The 19783-nt window shown below is 65.0% G+C and carries 17 protein-coding genes and 1 riboswitch; all 17 genes read right to left on the bottom strand.

The window, feature by feature from the left end:
• Window positions 1–11: 11 nt before the first annotated feature.
• On the bottom strand, window positions 12–668 hold the full coding sequence (locus K426_RS16520; protein ID WP_066559357.1) for a DUF938 domain-containing protein: 657 nt from the start codon (window positions 666–668) through the stop codon (window positions 12–14).
• Complete coding sequence (gcvPB, locus tag K426_RS16525) at window positions 665–2236, bottom strand: aminomethyl-transferring glycine dehydrogenase subunit GcvPB (protein ID WP_066559360.1); 1572 nt, start codon at window positions 2234–2236, stop codon at window positions 665–667. Before gcvPB ends, K426_RS16520 begins: the two co-directional genes overlap by 4 nt.
• On the bottom strand, window positions 2233–3591 hold the full coding sequence (gene gcvPA, locus K426_RS16530; RefSeq protein WP_066559362.1) for an aminomethyl-transferring glycine dehydrogenase subunit GcvPA: 1359 nt from the start codon (window positions 3589–3591) through the stop codon (window positions 2233–2235). Before gcvPA ends, gcvPB begins: the two co-directional genes overlap by 4 nt.
• 53 nt (window positions 3592–3644) lie before the next feature.
• Complete coding sequence (gene gcvH, locus K426_RS16535) at window positions 3645–4016, bottom strand: glycine cleavage system protein GcvH (protein WP_066559365.1); 372 nt, start codon at window positions 4014–4016, stop codon at window positions 3645–3647.
• Window positions 4017–4040: 24 nt separating this feature from the next.
• Window positions 4041–5192 (bottom strand): glycine cleavage system aminomethyltransferase GcvT, encoded by a 1152-nt coding sequence (gene gcvT, locus K426_RS16540; protein WP_066559367.1) that lies wholly within the window; start codon window positions 5190–5192, stop codon window positions 4041–4043.
• 177 nt (window positions 5193–5369) lie between these two features.
• Window positions 5370–5469, bottom strand: a riboswitch (glycine riboswitch).
• Window positions 5470–5557: 88 nt separating this feature from the next.
• On the bottom strand, window positions 5558–6715 hold the full coding sequence (locus K426_RS16545) for a deoxyguanosinetriphosphate triphosphohydrolase (protein ID WP_066559368.1): 1158 nt from the start codon (window positions 6713–6715) through the stop codon (window positions 5558–5560).
• 89 nt (window positions 6716–6804) lie between these two features.
• Window positions 6805–8649, bottom strand: coding sequence for an SPOR domain-containing protein (locus tag K426_RS16550; RefSeq protein ID WP_066559372.1), 1845 nt, complete (start codon window positions 8647–8649; stop codon window positions 6805–6807).
• 124 nt (window positions 8650–8773) lie between these two features.
• A complete protein-coding gene (gene ftsZ, locus K426_RS16555; protein WP_066559375.1) occupies window positions 8774–10228 on the bottom strand; it encodes a cell division protein FtsZ in 1455 nt (484 codons plus the stop codon).
• Between the two features lie 110 nt (window positions 10229–10338).
• Window positions 10339–11625, bottom strand: coding sequence for a cell division protein FtsA (gene ftsA, locus K426_RS16560; protein ID WP_066559376.1), 1287 nt, complete (start codon window positions 11623–11625; stop codon window positions 10339–10341).
• 4 nt (window positions 11626–11629) lie between these two features.
• Window positions 11630–12577, bottom strand: a complete 948-nt coding sequence (locus K426_RS16565; protein WP_066559379.1) for a cell division protein FtsQ/DivIB — start codon at window positions 12575–12577, stop codon at window positions 11630–11632.
• The gene (locus K426_RS16570; RefSeq protein WP_066559381.1) at window positions 12570–13529 is read right to left on the bottom strand and encodes a D-alanine--D-alanine ligase; all 960 of its coding nucleotides are present in this window, start codon (window positions 13527–13529) and stop codon (window positions 12570–12572) included. Before K426_RS16570 ends, K426_RS16565 begins: the two co-directional genes overlap by 8 nt.
• On the bottom strand, window positions 13526–14467 hold the full coding sequence (gene murB, locus K426_RS16575; RefSeq protein ID WP_082748644.1) for a UDP-N-acetylmuramate dehydrogenase: 942 nt from the start codon (window positions 14465–14467) through the stop codon (window positions 13526–13528). The genes K426_RS16570 and murB overlap by 4 nt, the downstream gene beginning before the upstream one ends.
• Window positions 14464–14661 (bottom strand): hypothetical protein, encoded by a 198-nt coding sequence (locus K426_RS16580; protein ID WP_066561907.1) that lies wholly within the window; start codon window positions 14659–14661, stop codon window positions 14464–14466. The genes murB and K426_RS16580 overlap by 4 nt, the downstream gene beginning before the upstream one ends.
• On the bottom strand, window positions 14661–16082 hold the full coding sequence (gene murC, locus K426_RS16585; RefSeq protein WP_066559383.1) for a UDP-N-acetylmuramate--L-alanine ligase: 1422 nt from the start codon (window positions 16080–16082) through the stop codon (window positions 14661–14663). The genes K426_RS16580 and murC overlap by 1 nt, the downstream gene beginning before the upstream one ends.
• Complete coding sequence (gene murG / locus K426_RS16590; protein ID WP_066559386.1) at window positions 16079–17245, bottom strand: undecaprenyldiphospho-muramoylpentapeptide beta-N-acetylglucosaminyltransferase; 1167 nt, start codon at window positions 17243–17245, stop codon at window positions 16079–16081. Before murG ends, murC begins: the two co-directional genes overlap by 4 nt.
• Window positions 17242–18444 (bottom strand): FtsW/RodA/SpoVE family cell cycle protein, encoded by a 1203-nt coding sequence (locus K426_RS16595; RefSeq protein ID WP_066559387.1) that lies wholly within the window; start codon window positions 18442–18444, stop codon window positions 17242–17244. Before K426_RS16595 ends, murG begins: the two co-directional genes overlap by 4 nt.
• A gap of 13 nt (window positions 18445–18457) precedes the next feature.
• The gene (gene murD, locus K426_RS16600) at window positions 18458–19780 is read right to left on the bottom strand and encodes a UDP-N-acetylmuramoyl-L-alanine--D-glutamate ligase (RefSeq protein ID WP_066559390.1); all 1323 of its coding nucleotides are present in this window, start codon (window positions 19778–19780) and stop codon (window positions 18458–18460) included.
• Between the last annotated feature and the right edge of the window lie 3 nt (window positions 19781–19783).

Genomic DNA, 19783 nt, shown 5'->3' on the forward strand with positions numbered 1-19783 from the left:
GCGCCGGTCTTTCAATCCCGCCGTTTAAATAGCAACGACAGGTTGTTGGCAGGCATTTCCACAAGGCGGTCGAAGCGCAGCCCTTGGGCATCGGCGGCGGCGATCACATCCTCGACGCGGCGCAGGCCCCATTGCGGGTCGCGGGCCTTGAGCGAAGCATGGAATGCCAGATTGCTGGGCGCGGTTTCCACATCGTCACGCAGATAGGGACCGTAGAGATAAAGCAAGCCCTCGGGAGGCAAGCATGCCCCTGCCCCACGCAGCAGCCCGAGCGTCGCGATCCAGGGGGAGATGTGGACCATATTGATGCAGAGGATCGCGTTGGCGCGATCCACCGGCCAAGGCGCAGCAGCGTCGAGCCGGATCGGCGTGCGGAGATTGGTAAGGCCCGCTTCCTGACGCCACGCCTCGATGGATGCCAGCGCTGCCGGATCGGGATCGCTCGGTTGCCAATCGAGATCGGGCAAGGCTGCGGCGAAGTGGATCGCATGTTCGCCGCTGCCGCTCGCCACCTCCAGCACGAGGCCGGAGGATGGCAGTTCTTCGCGCAGCAGGCCAAGAATGGCGTCGCGGTTGCGCTCCGTGGCGGGAGCATAGCGCCTGAGATCGCCGCTGCCCGCTGCAACCGGGCCGGAACCGGGTTCCCACGGCTCCGGCTGGTCCGTCATTCGGCGGCCTGCGCCAGCGTGGGTTCGCTCCAGGTCAGGACCGGCTTGCGCGCTGCCAGCGTCTCATCAAGGCGGCGGCGCGGGGCGAAATAGGGCGCGCCCTTCAGCGCTTCATCGCCCGCCTTGGCGCGTTCCGCCAGGCTGCGCAGCGCCATGATGAACTGGTCGAGCGCGGCCTTGCTTTCCGTCTCGGTGGGTTCGACCAGCATCGCGCCATGGACGACCAGCGGAAAATACATGGTCATCGGGTGGAAGCCCTCGTCGATCAGCCCCTTGGCGATGTCGAGCGTGGTGAAGCCCTCGGCCAGCCCCTTGTCGCTGAACAGAGCCTCATGCATGCAGGGGCCGCTGCCGCCGAACGGCGCGTCCAGCACATCGTCCAGGCTGCGCAAGATGTAATTGGCGTTCAGCACCGCGTCACTCGCCACCTGGCGCAGACCGTCCGCGCCGTGGCTGAGGATATAAGTCAGCGCGCGGGTGAACATGCCCATCTGGCCGTGGAAGGCGACCATGCGGCCGAAGCTGCTGGCATGATGCTCCCCGGCCGTCTCTTCCTCGACCAGCGCGAAACCATTGCCCTGCTTTTCCACAAAGGGCAGCGGCGCGAAGGGGGCGAGCGCTTCCGACAGCACCACCGGGCCGGAACCCGGACCGCCGCCGCCATGGGGCGTGGAGAAGGTCTTGTGCAGGTTGATGTGCATGGCGTCGACGCCCAGGTCGCCGGGACGGACCCGGCCGACAATGGCGTTGAAGTTCGCACCGTCGCAATAGACGAAGGCTCCGGCGGCGTGGACCGCGTCGGAGATCGTCTTCATGTCGCGCTCGAACAGGCCGCAGGTGTTGGGGTTGGTGATCATCACCGCCGCGACGTCAGGGCCAAGGCGGGCCTTCAAGGCTTCCAGATCGACGCGGCCGTCCGGGGTCGCCGGAATATCCTCGACCTTGTAGCCGCAAAAAGCGGCGGTGGCCGGATTGGTGCCATGGGCGCTTTCCGGGACGAGGATGACGCTGCGGGCGTCGCCACGGGCTTCCAGCGCGGCGCGGATCGCCAGCAGGCCGCACAGCTCGCCATGCGCGCCTGCCTTGGGGCTCATCGCGACCGAATGCATGCCAGTCAGCTTTATGAGCCATTCGGCCAGTTCATGGATCACCGCCAGCGCGCCCTGCACCGTCGATTGGGGCGCAAGCGGGTGGAGATCCGCGAAACCGGGCATCCGCGCGACCTTTTCGTTGAGGCGCGGATTATGCTTCATCGTGCAGGAGCCAAGCGGGAACAGGCCAAGGTCGATGGCGTAATTCTGGCGGCTGAGGCGCGTATAATGGCGCACCGTTTCCTGTTCCGACAGGCCCGGCAGGCCGATGCCGTCCGTGCGGGCGAGATTGCCCAGGCGGCTGGCGACCTTCGGCGCTTCCGCGAAGTCGACGCCGGTGGTGTCGGTCGAACCGATCTCGAAGATCAGCGCCTCCTCCAGCATCAGCGCGCGGTTGCCCGTGGCGGTTGCGGGGGCCGTGTCGGCTTCGTCCAAGGCTTGCGGCGCGGTGGGGCGGCCTTCCTTCAGCATGGTCATGCCAGTTCCTCCTCAAGTGCCTTGGCAAAACTCTCGATATCCTCCGGCGTCACGGTTTCGGTGACGGCGACGACGAGGCCGTGGCCGATATCCGGCGCATCCGGGAACAGGCGGCCCAGCGACACGCCGCCCAGCACGCCCTTGTCGGCAAGGGTGCGAACGATTTCGCGGGCGTCCTTCGACAGAACCAGCGTGAACTCATTGAAGAAGCTGTCGTTGAGCAGCTTCACGCCCGGCACCTGCGCCAAACGGTCGGCCGCCTGACAGGCAAGCCCATGGTTGAGCGTGGCGAGTTCGCGCAAGCCCTTCTCGCCCAGCAGCGTCATGTGGATGCTGAACGCCAGCGCACAGAGGCCGGAATTGGTGCAGATGTTCGACGTCGCCTTTTCGCGGCGGATATGTTGCTCGCGGGTCGATAGGGTCAGCACGAAGCCGCGCTTGCCCGCCGCGTCCACCGTCTCGCCGCAGAGGCGGCCCGGCATCTGGCGGACATATTTCTGCTTGCACGCGAACAGGCCCAGATAAGGCCCGCCAAATTGCAGGCCGACGCCGATCGACTGGCCTTCACCCACCACGATGTCCGCGCCCATATGGCCCGGCGCCCGACAAGCGCCCAGCGCAACCGGCTCCGTCACGACGGCAACCAGCAGCGCGCCCGCCGCATGGGCAGCGTCCGCGAGCGGGGCCAAGTCAGCGATGCGGCCGAGAATGTCGGGATATTGGACGACGACGCAGCTCGTATCCTTGTCGATCCTGGCGATCAGCGCATCGATGTCCGTGACGGCGTCCAGGGTCGGCGCTTCATGCACCAGCGCGTCGCCGGTGAACTTCGCCATGGTGTTGGCGACCGAGACATAATGGGGATGCAGGCCGGAGGAGAGGATCGCCTTGCCCCGCTTGGTGATGCGGCGGGCCATGCCGATCGCCTCCCAGCAGGCGGTCGAGCCGTCATACATGGACGCGTTGGCGACATCGCAGCCGAGCAGGCGCGCCACCTGCGTCTGGAATTCGAACAGCACCTGGAGCGTGCCCTGAGCGATTTCCGGCTGATAGGGCGTATAGGCGGTCAGGAACTCGCCGCGCTGGATCAGATGATCGACGCTGGCGGGGACATGATGCCTGTAGGCGCCTGCGCCCAGGAAGAAGGGCGCCTCCCCTGCCGACAGATTTTTCCGCGCCAGGGCCGCCATGTGGCGCTCGACCGCCAGCTCGCTGGCATGATCGGGCAGGCCTGCGATCTTGTCGGAAAGCCGGGCTTCGGCGGGGACGTCCACGAACAGGTCATCGATGGAGGTCGCGCCGATGACAGACAGCATCTCCTGCCGGTCGGTGTCGGTAAGGGGTAGGTAGCGCATGATGTTTTCCTGCGGGCGTCATCCCCGCCTTCGCGGGGATGACGATGATAAGATCAGAGCGAGGCCACGAACTTCTTGTAAGCGGCTTCGTTCATCAGGCCTTCCAGCTCGCTCGCATCGGCAATGCGCAGCTTGAAGAACCAGCCGTCTTCCTCGGCGTCGCTGTTCACCAGCGCGGGTTCATCCTCCAGCGCGCCGTTGGTCTCGACGACTTCGCCGGAGATCGGCGCATAGACGTCCGAAGCGGCCTTGACCGACTCCACGACGGCGGCGTCGTCGCCCTTTTCGAAGCTGGTGCCTTCGGCGGGCAGTTCGACGAACACGATGTCGCCCAACTGTTCCTGCGCATAGTCGGTGATGCCGACGGTGGCGATTTCGCCCTCGACATCGATCCATTCATGTTCGTCGGTGAAATAACGGCTCATGGATTTACTCCCCTCGGAAAACAGTCAAGCCTTGCGGCGGTAACGGTGCGGCACGAACGGCATCGGCGCGACGGTGGCGGCGATGCGCTTGCCACGCACCTCGATCTCCAGCGCTTCGCCCAGCCCGGCATGGGGCAGGCTGACCCAGCCCATGGCGATCGGCGCGCCCACGGTCGGCGCGAAGCCGCCCGACGTCACCTCGCCCACCAGCACGTCGCCGGCATAGATCGCCGCGCCTTCACGCGCAGGCAAGCGGCCTTCGATCTTCAGGCCCACACGCTTCGAACCCGGCCCGTCGGCCAGTTCCTTCATCACGCGGGCATGGCCGATGAAGCCGCCTTCCTCGCGGCGGCGCTTCTGGATGGCGAAGCCCAGATCCGCGCCGATGGTGCTGACGGCGGGCGTCAGATCGTGACCATAGAGCGGCAAGCCCGCCTCCAGCCGCAACGAATCCCGCGCACCAAGACCGATCGGCTTCACCTGCGGCAGTTCGCACAGCGCCTCCGCCAGCAGCGCCGCATCCTCGGCGGGAACGCTGATCTCGAAGCCGTCCTCGCCGGTATAGCCCGAACGGCTGATCCATAGCGACACGCCGCGCCAGGTGAACGGGCCGGACTGCATGAAGATCAGCTCGGCGGTTTCAGGAATGAGCGCCGCCAGCGCCTCGCCCGCTTCCGGGCCTTGCAGGGCCAGCAGAGCCTGCTCGTCCATATGATTCATGACGACCTCATCGGGCAGATGCTCGATCATCCAGCCGATATCGTCATATTTGGTCGCGCCGTTGACGACCATATAGATGGCCGCGCCATCAAAGGCGTCGCCGCCAAGGCGCGAGACCATCAGATCATCGAGAATGCCGCCCTCTTCGTCCAGCAGCATCGAATAGCGCTGGCGGAAGGGTGTCAGTCCCTTGATGTCGCTCGGCAGCAGATGCTCCAGCGCCTCGTCCACGCCCTCGCCGGAGAAGGTGAGCTGACCCATATGGCTGACGTCGAACAGCCCGGCATGCTCGCGCGTCCAGGCATGTTCGGCCATGATGCCTTCATATTGGATCGGCATGTGATAGCCGGCAAAGCCGACCATTCGCGCACCCCTGCCACGATGCCAGGCATCCAGCGGCAGATCCTGCAGCGGCAATTCTTCTTCGAGATGAGCGATGTCGTCATTGCCGGACATGGGAGGTGGCCTTTCCGTACGAGTTACAGGCGACACACGCAGGCGTCCGGAGTCGGACCCATCGCGTCTGCCACCCCCTCTGTCACGGAACCTGAGAGCTTTGACCACCGGCCAATCGACCGGATGGCTTACCCCTTCGGTGGGACGGCGTTAAACCGTCCGCTTTCCAGAGTGCCTGCCCATGATGCGGTCCTTTGGCCTGAGAGATTCCGGGGCGGTTGCTCCTTCGGCGATGGGGTGGCCTGAAAGGCTTCCCATGCTCTCCCGCATCAAGTCCGGCGCCGAATCCTCGGCAACGGAGACCTCTTCGCATTGCGTCAAACGCGCCCCGGCGTCAATCGGGCAATCGGAGAGTATGAGCGGTTTTAGGCAATCTCCAGCCTGCCGAAGATTTCCGCATGGCGCTTTTCCGCATAACGATCGGTCATGCCGGCGATGAAATCCGCGATGTGGCGGCTGCGCTGCGGTTCGGACGAGACGCAATCGTCGCGCCATTCCTCGGGCATCAGCTTCGGATCGGCCTGATAGGCGCGGAAGAGGTCGATGACGATCACCCTCGCCCGGTCGGCCGCCGCAAGCTGCGTGGGATGGTGGTAGAGCGTGGCGTACATGAAACGCTTGAGTTCGCGCTCCTGCGCCGCCAGTTCGGGCGAGAAGGCGACCAGCGTGCGTCCAGCCCCACGGACATCGTCGACCGTTTTCACGCCGGCGTCCGCGATATTGGCCCGGGTAGCGGCGATCAGGTCGTTCGCCATGACCCCGATCTGCTCACGCACCAGTTCGCGCAGCAACCGGTCCTGGGGCACGTCGGGATAACGGACGCGAACGCGATCCCAGCAGATCCTGACCAGCGGAATGGTCAGCAACTGGTCCAGGCTCAGCAATCCGGCGCGCAGGCCGTCATCGATGTCGTGATTGTCATAGGCGATGTCGTCCGCGATCGCCGCCAACTGCGCCTCCAGCGAGGCATGGCTCGCAAGGTCGAGCGGAAACAGCGCGTCCACCTCTTGCATCGCCCAGCCGGGACGGGTGATCGGGCCATTATGCTTGGCCAGCCCCTCCAGCATTTCCCAGCTCAAATTCAGCCCCCGGAACAGCGGATAGGGGCTTTCCAGCAGCATCAGCGTGCGCAACGTATGGGCATTGTGATCGAAGCCGCCATGATCGTCGAGCGCCGCCTCCAGCGCATCCTCGCCTGCATGGCCGAAGGGTGGATGGCCGATGTCATGGGCGAGGCAAAGCGCCTCAGTCAGATCTTCGTTGAGGCCCAGGGTCCGCGCCGTGGTGCGGCCGATCTGCGCGACCTCCAGACTATGGGTCAGGCGGACGCGGAAATGATCGCCGTCGGGGGAGACGAACACCTGCGTCTTGTGCCGCAGGCGGCGGAAGGCGATGCTATGGATGATCCGGTCGCGGTCGCGCTGAAACACGTCGCGGGGGCCGCGCATCTCGCCGCCGGGTTCGGCGTGGAGGCGGCCCCGGCTCTTGCCGGGGTGCGATGCATAGGAAGCAAGCAGCGTCATGCCGCGCCCTTTAAAGCTGTTTCCCGTAATTGGCTACGCCGGCCTCGCGGTTCCGAGTCTCCAGATGGTCCATCCGACCTGAAATCGCTCTACTTGGCCGGGAGCTGTTCAACGACCTCCCCGGCATCGCTTTTCCAGGCAAACACGTCCGCCCCTGCCGATTTGAGCTTGTCCGCCAGCGCCTTGGCGCGGGCGAAGCTGCTGAACGGTCCGACCAGCAGGCGGTTGGTTCGGCCCCAGCCCGCGACCCAGGCATCCTGGGGTTCGAGCGAGTCATATTTCTTGCGTAGCCCCTTCATGGTGAAGGCCAGCGCACCCTTGTTCGCTCCCGTACCCACCTGAAGCCAGTTGCGCGAGGGATTGGCGGCAAGGCGCGCCTTTTCCTCGGCGGCCTTCTTCTTTTCTTCTGCCAGTTGCTTCGCCTTGGCGTCTGCTTCCGCCTTTGCCTTGGCGGCAGCGGCCTTCTTCGCCTTTTCCGCGGCAACAGCGGCGGCGGTTTCGCGTTCGGCGCGGCGGGCTGCCTGCATCTGCGCGATTTCGGAAAGGTCCACCGCGACGACGCTCGATTGGCGTTCGGATTCCGGCACGTCGATGGCGTGGATGATGTCGGCCAGCGACCGGGTCACGGCGGGGTCGATCTGCGGCTGGGGCGCGGTTGCCGGAGGCGCGGCTTCAGCCATAGCGGCAGGAGGGGTGGCTGGCGGAGTAGGTGCGGGCGCCGGGACGGGCGCGCTCTGCGGTTGTGGCACGGGCGAACGAGGCACGGACGCCTGCGCCAGCGTGATCGCGTTGAGCTGACTGGCCGATGGGCTGGCGGGCGTGGCAGGCTGGGCCGGGACAGACTCGAAACCGGGCGCCGGTGGACCCTGCACATTCGCGGCAGGAATGGTGGCCTGTTGTGCTGCGCGGGGCGCAGCCTGAGGTGTGGAAGCGGGCGCCTGCGCTGGTCGAGCGGCGGCTTCCCGTGTCGGCGCAGGCTGATAGGAAGGCGGCGCGGCGACCGGACGAGGCGGCCCTTCCGCCTGGGCGAGCGTGGCGCTGCCCGCCCCATTGCGGCGCGAACGATCCTGCCGTCCGGCCTTGGCAGCTTGCGGCGTCTCGGCAACCGGCGGCCTGGCGGTTGACGCCGCTGACGCAAAGGCTGGCGGCGTCGGCGTCACGGCGGCGATGGTCGTGCCGACATTGGCCGGGAAATGCCCGAAATGCACGGCCGCCGCTTTCTGGGCCGCCGTCAGATAGGGCATTTTCTGCATATAGGGCAGGATCGCCGTGGCGAGTTGCGACGGCATGGTCTGCTCGGCAATCTTCTTCGCGTCGGCCTGCCGGTTGTTCATCGCCAGGATGAAGGCGCGGTAGCGCCAGGCGGCACGGTCGCTCTTGTAAAGCAGCGGTTTCAGCACCCGTTCCGCCGCATCCACCTGCCCCGATATGCCAAGGGACGCCGCGTAGCGATGGGTCAGTTCCACATCATCGGGCGTCCGCTGGAGCGCCGCCTGATAATCGCGCTGCGCCCCGGCCTGATCGCCGGTCATGTCCTTGGCAAGGCCGCGATCGGACAGCAGCACCACTTCGGAATAGCCCAGCCGCGTTGCCTGATCGAACAGGCGCAGCGCCTCGCCCGGATTCTGGTTCTTGAGCATCACCCGGCCAAGGCCCGCCTTCACCTTGCCATTATTCGGCTGGAGCATGTCGGCGCGCGCGAAAAAGCCCGCCGCCGCACGCGCGTCGTCCATGTCGAGCGCCGCCTCGCCCGCGCCGATCAGCGCTGCCACATCGCGCGGATTGGACGCCAGACGCGCGAGATTAGTGTTGAGATTTTCCGCGCTGGAAGGGCGCATCCCCTGCACCTGAGCCGGTTGTGCCAGAATTGGTTGTGCTGGCGCGAGGCCCGCTAAAAGCAGCCCGCCCAGAATCCATATGTCATAACGTCTCACAGGCAGCCCTTTAGCGGAAGGAAGCGGGGCAAGGGAATATGTCGAAAGAAAAAGCGCGCCCGGTTGCCCATGGCAGCCGATAGCGCGCTTGTCCTGCTGAGGCGGGGCCGAAGCCCGCGTCCGATTACTGGTTGCTCTGACGGTTCAGGAAACGCGGAATATCCGGAGTCGGCGCGCCATCATCGCTGGCCGCGGCGCCCTTGTCCGCGCCACGGGTAAGACCCGCCATCCGCTCGAACAGCGTCCCGCCGGTGGCGACACGCGGAGCCGCCTGCGGCGCGGGGGCCGGAGCCGGCTTGGCTTCGGCTTCCTCAGCGCCTAGCAGCAATTCGTCTTGCGAGGGGTCTTCATCCGAGAAGACGGCGGCCGGACGCGTCGGCGTGAAAGGCGCAGGCTTGGGCTGTTCCGCGACCGGCGGGGTCAGCGGCGCAGGGGCAGGCGCCGCAGGCACGTCCAGTTCCAGCGTTTCAGGTTCCGGCTCGGGCGCGGCGGCCGGCGCAGGGGCCGGAACCGGCTGCGGCGCGGACCTGGACGCGGCGGCAGTCGGCACAGCGACGGCCGGACGGCTGGCGAAGCTGAACGGCTGCGTCAACGGCGCGGCAGCGGCGCCTGCATCGCTGTCGATGCCGGTGGCGACCACCGACACGCGGATCTTGCCGTTCAGATTGTCGTTGAACGCCGAACCCCAGATGATGTTGGCATCCGGATCGACCAGCTCGCGGATATGGTTGGCGGCTTCGTCCACTTCCATCAGGCGCATGTCGTCGCCGCCGACGATGGAGACGATGACGCCCTTCGCGCCACGCATCGACACACCGTCGAGCAGCGGGTTGGCGATCGCCTTTTCCGCCGCCTGGAGCGCGCGGCCGTCGCCTTCGGCCTCGCCGGTGCCCATCATCGCCTTGCCCATCTCGCCCATGACCGAGCGGACGTCGGCAAAGTCGAGATTGATGAGGCCCGGCATGACCATCAGGTCGGTGATGCCGCGAACGCCCTGCTGCAACACCTCGTCCGCCATCTGGAAGGCTTCCTTGAAGGTGGTGTTCGGGTTGGCGATCAGGAACAGATTCTGGTTCGGGATGACGATGAGGGTATCGACATGCTTTTGCAGTTCCTCGATGCCGCTTTCCGCCGACTTCATGCGGCGGTTGCCCTCGAAGGTGAAGGGCTTGGTCACGACGCCGACAGTCAGAATGCCGCGATCGCGCGCAGCCTTGGCGATGACGGGAGCAGCGCCTGTGCCGGTGCCGCCGCCCATGCCGGCGGCGATGAAGCACATATGCGCGCCGTCCAGAGCCTGCTCGACCGAAGCGATGGTTTCCTCAGCCGCTGCCTTGCCGATTTCGGGGCGGGAGCCTGCGCCCAGGCCTTCGGTGATCTGCGGACCAAGCTGGATGCGCCGTTCCGCGGGCGAGGCGTTCAGCGCCTGCGCATCGGTATTGGCGACGATGAAATCAACGCCCTCGACCGAGGCGGCGATCATGTTCGCGATGGCGTTGCCGCCCGCGCCGCCGACGCCGATCACCGCGATGCGTGGCTTCAACTCGTCCACATGCGGTGGGCTGATTTCAATGCTCATAAATTCTAGCTCCCTCCAGCTTCGGTGACGTGAGCGAAACTGTCATCGAAGGTTAATGCAACAGATGATGGCGTAATTCACCAGTAAATTTCGCCTGACTTCACTTTATTTCAATAGTTCGTCTTCATGGCTTTGACCATTCTTTGCCACCAGGCAGGCGCACCGATACGATGAACCGTCTGAGAGGCAGGCGCTATCGTTCTAAGATCAACCGGGTTCGAAGCGCCGTAAAGCGCAAGACCGGCCAAAGTCGCAAAGGCCGGACCGCTATGCGCCTCGGGCAAGGCGGCGAGGCCACGGGGCCGCCCGATGCGCACGGCGCGCCCTAAAGCACCCTGGGCATAGTCGGCAATGCCCTTCATTTCGGCGCCGCCGCCGGTCAGCACCACTTGCCGCCCCGTGGGCGTGTTGAAACCCATGCCGGCGAGCGCGGCGTTCACCTCGACCATGATCTGGTTCAGCCGCTCGCAGATCACCGCCACCAGCGCGGCGCGAGTGATCTTGCCGCCATCGGCGTTGGGACCGGCGCTCTGGCCGGGAATGGCGACATCGCCATGGGGCGCGGCGATCTCGATCATGTCCCGGAAATCGCGGCGATTCTGCATGGCGGAGCCGTAGAAGCATTTGATCCGCTCCGCCTGGCTGCGGCGGATACCGAAGGCGGAAGCGATGTCGTCGGTGATATCCGACGCGCCGATGGGAATGCTGTGCAGGCCGACCAGCATGCCACCCGCATAAAGCGAGACATTGGTGACGCCCGCACCCAATTCGACCAACGCGACGCCCAAGTCCCTCTCCTCTTCGGACAGGCAGGCCAGGCCGGTGGCAATAGGCGAAGCGACGATGCTGTTCACATTGAGATAAGCCCCTCGAACGCACAGGTCGAGATTGGCCAGCGGCGCGCCATCGGCCAGCACCACATGGATATCGACGCCCAGCAGGTCGGCATGCATGCCCAGCGGCTTCTTCACCGGCACGCGGCCATTGATGGTGAAACAGGTCGGCTGCGCGTGCAGAACCACGCGCCCTTCGGGATCGATGCCCTGCTGGCCGGTGGTAAGCAGGTCATCGATATCGGCCTGCTCGACGCGATATCCGCCCATGTCGCGCTCGACCGTGACGACGTCGCTGACGAGAGAGCCACCCGAAAAGCTGACCCAGACATCCTCGATATTCGTGCCCGCCACGCGCTCGGCCTGCTCGACCGTTTCACGCACGGCCAATTCTGTCCGCTCCATGTCGGCAATGAAGCCGCGCCGCACGCCCCGGCTTTCGCGTTGGCCCGTCCCCAAAATCGCCAGTTCGCCATTTTCGGTGCGCCCCGCGATCAGCGCGGACACCTTCCACGATCCGATATCGATCGCGGTGACGAACTTTTCGACCTTGGGTTGAGCCATGGAGTCAGCCTTCCTCGCCCTTGGCGGGCGCGTCCGCGCTTGCCGCAGGCTTTTCGCTGGACGTGCCGGTGCCCTGGCCCTGCGGCAGGCGCAGCACGAAGCGGTCGGGATCGCGCATGTCGAACTTGACGATGCCCCGGCCCAGCAGCCGGTTCACGCCATCCATCCGCGCGAAATTGACGAGCGCCGTGGCCGACGGCTTGTCGCCTTCGGGCAGGGATAGCGTCTCACCCGACTGAAAGCGCAAATCCCAGCGCCGGTCCCCGACCCAGGTGGCGCCAGCCAGCATGGGCTTCAGCGCAGGCGCATTTTCCATCAACTTGTTGAGGCCCGCCGTCTGGAGATTGGCATTGGGGCCGACCACCAGCGGCAAATCGGGCATCGCGCCCGCGGACACCGATTGCAGCACCACGCCCTGCACGTCGATCAGATGGAGTTGGCCGTCATGCTGCCAAACCGCCACCGGATCGCGCTCGACGATATCGACCACCAGCGTATCGGGCAGGCGGCGGGAAATGCGCGCATCCTTGACCCAGCCAAGCTTCAGCATGTCGTCCCGCACCTTGGGCAGATCGAGCGACAGCATGGAGCGGCTCACCTGTCCCAGCGCGATATTGTAGATGGGCAGTTCGTCCATCCGCTCGACGCCGCGCACTTCGACCTTCTCGACCTCGAAACCCGCATTGGCGGCGAGTTCGGAGGCCTTCTGCCCGGCCATGGCGGGAAGACCCATCAGCATGGCTATGCCGACCAAGCCCGCTAGCACAATGCTAACGATGGCCCAGCTCGCCATGCGTTGGAGCGTTTCCTCGCTGAAAGGGAGCAGGTCGAGCAGGCTGTCGACCCAGTTCCGGCGCTTGACCGAGCGGCCCCTCCCTCCGCTGCGGCCGCGCGCGCCGGTCGCGCGCGTCAGCCGCGCCGTCCCGCCACGCCGGATGCGTGCTTCAGCCATGATCTGCCCCCTTTGCGCGCTGCTTCCCCTTCAACGCGTCCTCGACAATACGCTCCACCAGCTCGGCATAGTCAATGCCCAGCTTCGCCGCCTGTTCGGGAACAAGGCTTAAGGGCGTCATTCCCGGCTGGGTGTTCACTTCGAGCAGGAACAGCCCCTCGATCCCCTGATTGTCGTCCCAGCGGAAATCGGAGCGCGACGCGCCCTTGCAGCCCAGCAGTTGATGGGCGCGCAGAGCGATCGCCTTGCAGGCTTCCGCGATCTCGTTGGGAATCTCCGCCGGGCAGACATGCTCGGTCATGCCGTCGGTATATTTGGCGTCGAAATCGTAGAAGCCGCTTTTCGGGCGCAGTTCCGTCACCAGCAACGCCTCATCGCCCAGCACGGCGGTCGTCAGTTCCCGGCCGCGAATATAGGGTTCGGCCAGCAGCTCATCGAAATGCAGCCACGGCCCCTCGACATCCCGGCCGATGGGCGAGCCGTAATTGCCGTCCTGCGTCACGATGGCGACGCCGACCGAGCTGCCCTCATTGACCGGCTTCACCACATAGGGGCGCGGCAGCGGATCGGCTTCGAACAGGCTTTCGCTGCTCACGATATGGCCGCCGGGCATGGGGATGCCATGGGGCACCAGCGCCTGCTTGGTAAGTTGCTTGTCGATGGCGATGACCGATGTGGCGAGGCCCGAATGGGTGTAGGTGAGGCCCATCAGATCCATCATGCCCTGCACCGTGCCATCCTCGCCAGGGACGCCGTGGAGGGCGTTGAACACGACATCGGGCCTCGTTTCGGAGAGGCGCAGGGCCACGTCGCGGCCCATGTCGATGCGCGTGACCTTATGGCCGCGCGATTCCAGCGCCTTGGCGACGCCCTCGCCGCTCGACAGCGAAACAGGCCGCTCGGCGGACCAGCCACCCATCAGGACGGCGACATGCCAAGGGCCACGGCTCACTTGCTTACTCCCACAAGATTTTCCCGATTGGCATCGTCGGCCAACAGGCCGACACGCTGTATTTCCCATTCCAGTTCAATGCCGCTCTTTTCCCTGACGCGGCGGCGGACTTCCTCGCCCAAGGCCTCGATGTCCGCGCTGGTCGCGTCACCAAGGTTGAGGAGGAAATTGGTGTGCTTTTCCGAAACCTGCGCGCCACCCAGTTGCAGACCACGGCAACCGGCTTCATCCACCAGCGCCCAGGCCTTGTGACCTTCGGGGTTCTTGAAGGTCGAGCCGCCGGTCTTGCTACGGAGCGGCTGGCTTTCCTCACGGGCGGCAGCGATGCGGTCCATTTCCGCCTGGATTGCAGCAGGTTCGCCCGGAACGCCCCGGAAAACAGCGCTCACGACAACCGCGCCTTCGGGCAAAGTGCTGTGACGGTAGGTGTAACCCAGCGCGTCGAGCGGCAGCGTGACCACCTCGCCGGAACGCAACACGACTTCGCATTCCACGAGAATATCGCAGGTTTCGCGGCCATAGGCGCCGCCATTCATCCGCACGAAACCGCCGACCGTGCCGGGGATCGAGCGCAGAAACTCCAGCCCCGATATGCCTGCATCGCGCGCGGTCGAGGAAACGAGAATACCCGAAGCCCCTCCCCCGCAGCTCAGGGTCGTCGCGTCGATCTGCTCGACCTTGGCGAAGGGCTTGCCGAGGCGCACGACCACACCTGGAACGCCGCCATCGCGGACGATCAGGTTGGAGCCGAGGCCCAACGCCATCACCGGGATCGCCGGGTCCAAATCACGCAGAAAATCCGAGAGATCCTCCACATCCTTCGGCTCGAACAGCCATTGCGCAAGACCCCCCGTCTTGAACCAGACGAGGGGGCCAAGCGGCGCATCAGGCTTGAGCGAACCGCGAACCGAGGGAAGAGCCGTCGCCGCCAACCTCAATCGCGTATCCCCCAGAGCCGCATCCAGCCCTTCATCGCCTTCATGCCCGCTTCGCCCGCCTGGGTCGCGGCATGCCCGGCCTCGACATTGCGCTGCGCCGTATCGACCATTTCGCGGGCGACTTCGATGCCTTGCATCTGAATGTCGATTATCCGCTTCTGCATTTCCAGGCCGACATTGAACAGTTCGAACATCAGGCGGCCTCTTTCGCTGCAACGGCAGCAGCAAGCCCCGCCGCCCATTTTGTGATGTCCCCCGCGCCGAGACAGATGATCATGTCGTCCGCCTGAACATCAGCGGCGATCACGCGGGCAAGCTCATCGGCTCCTTCGACGATCGAAGCGCGATGATGCCCCCGGCGCTTCAAACCCGCGACCAGTTCGGCACTGTCCACGCCCTCGATCGGCTGCTCGCCCGCCGGATAAACCGGGGCGGCATAGACGATGTCGGCGTCGTTGAAGGCTTGTTGGAACTCGTCCATCAGGTCGCGCAGACGGGTGAAGCGGTGCGGCTGGACCACGGCGATGACGCGGCCTTTAGCCCCTTCACGGGCGGCAGCCAGTACCGCCTTGATCTCGACCGGATGGTGGCCATAATCGTCGATGACCGTGGCCGTGCCGCCGTCGACGGCGATTTCCCCGACCTTGGTGAAGCGCCGCTTCACCCCGCCGAATTTGGCGAAGCCGGTCTGGATCGTGGTGTCGTTGATCCCCATTTGCAGCGCCACGCCGATCGCCGCCATGGCGTTCAGCACATTGTGGCGGCCGGGCATCGGCATTTCGATCCCTTCGATGCGGCGGGTCGAGCCGTCCCGCTCGCGGATCTGCACATCGAAGCGGTTGCCGCCGGGGATAGGCTGGACATTCTCGCCGCGAATATCGGCCTGCGCCGAGAAGCCGTAAGTAACGATGCGCCGGTCCTGCACGCGGGGCAGGATCGCCTGCACTTCCGGATGATCGAGGCACAGCATCGCCGCGCCATAGAAAGGCACATTCTCGACGAATTCGACAAAGGCGTCCTTCACCTTGTCGAAGCTACCATAATGGTCGAGATGCTCGGGATCGATATTGGTCACGACCGCCAGCGTGCCGTCGAGCCGCAGGAAGCTGCCGTCGCTCTCATCGGCTTCGACCACCATCCAGTCGCTCTTGCCGAGACGGGCGTTGGAGCCATAGCTGTTGATGATGCCGCCATTGATGACGGTCGGGTCCACCCCGCCCGCGTCCAGCAGCGCCGCGACCATGGAGGTGGTCGTCGTCTTGCCATGCGTGCCCGCAATCGCGACCGTGGATTTGAGCCGCATCAGTTCCGCCAGCATTTCCGCGCGGCGGATGACGGGGACACGCTTTTCCAGCGCCAGATCGACTTCCGGATTGCCTTTCTTGATCGCGGTGGAGGTCACGACCACGGCGGCATCGCCCAGATTTTCGGCCTTGTGGCCGATCATCACATCGATGCCCTTCTTGCGCAGCCCCTCGACCACATAGCCTTCGGCGACGTCAGACCCCTGAACCTTGTAACCCAGATTATGCATCACCTCAGCGATGCCGGACATGCCGATGCCGCCAATGCCGATGAAATGGATCGTGCCGATGTCGGTGCCGACACCCTTCATGCGGGAACTCCCTGGAGATTAAGGCTGGTCGGCGTAGGGCCGACACGCAGCGGGTCATTGACGATGGGCGCGGGGCCGATGCTTTCCAGCAGGTCGGCCATGTCACGCGCGGCATTGGGGCGGCCGCAGGCGCGAGCGCGCTTCGCGGCATTCTGTAGGGCGCCGGGTTCCAGCGCCATCTTCTGCATCTGCTTGGCGAGTTCGACCGCCGTGAAGCGCGCCTGCGGGATGGTGCGCGCACCGCCCGCCTCGGTCATTTCTCGGGCATTGGCGGTCTGGTGATCGTCCATGGCGCTCGGCAGCGGGATCAGGATCGCCGGACGGCCCGCGCAGGTCAATTCCGCCAGCGTCGAAGCGCCCGCGCGCGCGATCACCAGATGCGACCAGCCCAGTTTCTCCGGCACATCGTTGAAATAGGTCGCGAGATCCGCAGGGATTTCGAGATCGGCGTAGAGCTTGCGCACACGTTCGATATCCTCGGCGCGGCATTGCTGGGTGACTTGCAGACGGCGGCGGAGGCTCAAAGGCAACATGCCCAGGCCATCGGGCACCACGCTGGAAAGGATCGTCGCCCCCTGGCTGCCGCCGATCACCAGTACGCGGAAGACGCTTTCGTCGGTCAGCGCCGGAAATTCCTCCTCGCGCAGATGCTTCACTTCCTCGCGCACCGGATTGCCGATCAGGTGGACCTTCCCGGCATATTTGTCCTTGAGCCGTCCGACCTCCGGATAAGCGGTCGCGATGGCATCGACCCGTCCGGCCAGATAGCGGTTCACCCGGCCCAACACCGCATTCTGTTCATGGATGGCGGTCGGGATACCGTCGGCCAGCGCGCCGAGCAGCGCAGGCATGGCCGGATAGCCCCCAAAACCCACCACAGCAGTTGGACGGAAGGTTTCGTTGAGCCGTCGCGCCATCGCCCGGCCCGCGAGGATCGCATTCAAGGCGCCCGGCCAGCTTTTGGGATTCTTGGTCATCCGCCCTGCGGGCATGACATGGACCTGCGCCTTATCGAAAATGCCGGGAATCTTCGCGCCGCGCTCATCGGTCACCAGAGCGACATGATGGCCGCGCAGCATCAGCTCTTCCGCGACGGCATGCGCCGGAATCATATGACCACCCGTCCCGCCTGCGGCGAGGACGAAGTGACGGGAAATGCTCATCGACCACTCCATTTGACGACCGTGTGCCGACCCATGAAGGGGTTGCGCCGCGTGAACGCGAGCAACAGGCCGACGCCGATACAAAGCGCCAGCATAGAGGAGCCACCGTAGCTGATAAAGGGCAGCGTCATGCCCTTGGACGGAAATATCTGGGCATTGACGCCCATGTTGATGATCGCCTGTAAGCCAAACTGGGTGGTGAGGCCTGCTGCTGCGAGGATGGTGAAATTATCATCCTCATCCAGCATCCGCAGGAAAACGCGCACGACGATGGCCAGATAGACGCAGGCGATGCCGATGCAGGCGAGCAGGCCGAACTCTTCCCCGATCACGGAGAAGATATAGTCGGTATGCGCTTCGGGCAGGCGAAATTTATTCTGCCCGCCGCCAGGTCCGACGCCCAGAAAGCCGCCATGGGTGATGGTGCGGAAAGCCAGTTCGGTCTGGTCCGGCCCGGTATCCTGCGCCACGCCGATGCCGAGAAAGTCGTTGATGCGCTGGCGGCCATTCTCATAGAATATGTACATTAATACCAAGCCACCCAGCCCGCCGCCCGCCAAACCGCCAATGGCGCGCATCGACACGCCCGACAGCAGCAGCAGCCCGCCCCAGCAGGCGAGGAAGATCACCGTCTGACCAAAGTCCGGTTGCCGCATCAGTACCACCGCGATCATCGCGGTGGTCACGAAGGTCAACTGGATCACCGGCAGCGTCATATCCTTGCCGCGCAGCGACAACAGCCAGGCCATCGTCACCACATAGACGGGCTTCAGAAACTCGGACGGCTGGAAACGAAAGCCCGGCAGGTCGATCCAGCGCTTCGCCCCGTTCACCGTGGACCCGAGCACCGGCACCAACAATAATGCCAGCGCAAAGACGATGCACAGGCAGAAAGCCAGCCGCCGCGCCTGTGTCCGGGGCAGCATGGAGATCACCAGCATGATCGGCAGGCCGATGAACACCCACATCAGCTGGCGGTAGAAATAGATGAGAGGCGTCACGGAAACCGTGCTCGTGGACCGGTCGATCGCCGCCACGGGCGAAGCCGCCGCCACCGCCACCAGCCCGATCGCCATCAGTGCGACGATCAGCGACAGCAGCACACGGTCGATTTCCCAGAACCAGATGGCCAGCGCCGTGCGCTCACGCGGGACGGTACGGTTCCTGAACTCCCTGACCAGTTCACCAGCTCTGGACATGCCTCTTGCCCCTCTATTCCAGTGCCGCGACGGCGGCGGCGAAGGCATCGCCCCTCGCCTCGAAATCGCGGAACTGGTCGAAACTCGCGCAGGCGGGCGACAGCAGCACCACATCCCCCGGCTGGGCCACCCTCGCCGCGCGGCGAACGGCGGCGGATAGCATTTCCGAGTCATCCACCGCCATAGAGCCACGCAACAACTCAGCGAACATAGGCCCCGCTTCACCGATGGTGTAGGCCTGTGCCACATTGTCGAAATAGGGTGCGCACTCGTCCAGATTGTCGGTCTTGGCGAGGCCACCGACGATCCAGTGCAGCCGTTTGCGGCCCTCGACCGGCGGATAGGCCGCCAGAGCGGGCGCGGTCGAGGCTGCGTTGGTCGCCTTGCTGTCGTTGACGTAGAGGACGCCGTTCAGTTCCCGCACCCGCTGCATCCGGTGCGGGAGCGAGGCGTAGCTGGCAAGGGCGGCTTTGATCGTAGCAGGATCAATACCGAGCGCCGCAGCCGTTACCATCGCGACTGCGGCATTCTGCGCATTATGCGGCCCTTGCAGCGAGGGCCAGCCACGCTGTTCCACAGGATCAACCAACCCGGACGACACCTCGACCACATCTTCTCCACCGCCACGGGCCTGGCAGACCTGGGCGAGGATGGAACGGCTCGGTTCATCTTCGGCCGCAATGATGGCGCGGTGCCCCGCCGACTGCATTTCAAACAGACGCGCCTTGGACGCTACATAGCCTTCAAAGCCATTATAGCGGTCCAGATGGTCCGGCGTGATGTTGAGCAGCACCGCCACATCGCAATCGAGGCTCTGCGTCAGGTCGATCTGATAGCTCGACAGCTCCAGCACATAGACGCCGCCCTCCGGCAGTGGATCCTGCCCGAGAATGGGAAGGCCGATATTGCCGCCCATGCGCGTCGGGATGCCCGCCGTCTCGATGATATGATGGACCAGCGCGGTGGTGGTCGACTTGCCGTTGGTGCCGGTGATCCCGACCACGCGATGCTTGGGCAGCGCCGGGCGGGCCAGCGCGAACAGCTCTATGTCGCCGATGATCGGTACGCCCGCCAATTTGGCGTGCATGGCGATGGGATGCTTGTTGAGCGGCACGCCGGGCGAAACGACCACGCCGTCAAAGCCCTTGAGGTCGATCTCAGCCGGATCGGCCAGTTCCGCCTTGTCCGCGACAGCCGCGCGGGCTTCGTCGCGGCTATCCCAGGCGACGACCTGCGCCCCGCTTTCCGCCAGGCATTCGACTGTGGCGAGGCCGGAACGGGCCAGACCCAGCACCGCATATTTCTTGCCCGCAAAGACGTCGGATACGATCCCCATGGC

The organism is Sphingobium sp. TKS (genome assembly GCF_001563265.1).
Classification (GTDB): Bacteria; Pseudomonadota; Alphaproteobacteria; order Sphingomonadales; family Sphingomonadaceae; genus Sphingobium.